The sequence below is a fragment of the Pseudoneobacillus rhizolycopersici genome, from assembly GCF_054786815.1.
This window is the reverse complement of the sequence record NZ_JBTOOE010000079.1, coordinates 1-281: the sequence shown is the minus strand read 5'-3', so window position 1 is coordinate 281 and position 281 is coordinate 1. Positions and strand designations below refer to the sequence as shown.

At 55.5% G+C, this 281-nt stretch carries 1 protein-coding gene; it reads right to left on the bottom strand.

Annotated features, from left to right (window positions below; all coding sequences use genetic code 11):
- Positions 1-281 (bottom strand): response regulator transcription factor (locus ACX9YW_RS22925; RefSeq protein ID WP_460351022.1); only part of this gene is annotated, 281 nt, incomplete at both ends.

Here is a 281-nt window from a genome sequence, read left to right as displayed (position 1 = left end):
CCAGTATCTCCTCACGCGAAAACACTCGCCCAGGATTGCGCAACAGCATCGACAGTATCTCAAATTCCTTGCGTGGCATCTTTACCTCGGCCCCGTCGACAGTGCAAATCTTCTGTAACGGGAAAACCGACAGCCCTTGGAATGAAAGAGGGGCATCTTTCACACCCGTGTCGGCGGTAAGCGATGCAGCCTTCGGCACACGGCGGCGCAGCACTGCCTTCACGCGGGCAACAACGTTACGTATGGAATATGGCTTCGTTATGTAATCGTCAGCCCCCAGG